The 667-nt window shown below is 56.8% G+C and carries 1 protein-coding gene; it reads left to right on the plus strand.

Annotated elements, in window-relative coordinates; all coding sequences use genetic code 11:
• The coding region (locus tag AB4Y42_RS44125) for a hypothetical protein (protein WP_368697881.1) at window positions 1–379 on the plus strand (379 nt) is incomplete at its 5' end.
• Window positions 380–667 lie beyond the last annotated feature (288 nt).

The raw sequence follows: 667 nt of genomic DNA on the forward strand, positions 1-667 counted from the left end.
GCCAAACCGTCGCGAGCGTTTTCTCCCGTCGTCGATTATGAAAGGCGATACGCCAGAACTTGAGATACCTACAATGCCCCAGAAGCTTGTTTCCAACCCCGGAGCCAACAGCCAAACTCGCATATGCAGCTTCCCATGCGGAGAGGTTCTCGTCGATATTCGCTATGGGGATGGTGTCACCAGACTGAGTGACCTTGACGACATCCAGACACGTGGTGAAATTAGAATCGTGGTTCTTGATTCCATTGAGCGCGTCGACGAGCGACTGCGCGCACAGATTGGAAAGCTCAATGATGGAGATGCACTTATCGTATTCGTGGCCAACGAAGAGATGAGTTCGGCAGCTGCCAATACGCTAAAAATCAGTGCTCGTGGGTAAGTGGTGGGGCGCCTTAGGCTTTGATAGCCGGATTGAGTTGCAAAGACTCGGATGTAGCGGCGCTGTGGAACGGGGTGTCAGTACTCTGATGTTTTCCACAGCGACTCCGTACCATGCGAGCGCTATTTGCCGCCAGCGGCGCGGGGGGCGCACGAAAATATGGCGCTGAGCCACTGCGGCAAGCGCAGGCCGGAGGAGGCGCAGCTGGTGTGCGCCTTTGGCCAGCAGGTGAGAATGTGAACAGGCGCTAGTGTCTCGCCGCCCGCATCCGCGTCGTCGTCGCGTCGA

The sequence above is a fragment of the Paraburkholderia sp. EG286B genome, assembly GCF_040965655.1.
GTDB lineage: Bacteria > Pseudomonadota > Gammaproteobacteria > Burkholderiales > Burkholderiaceae > Paraburkholderia.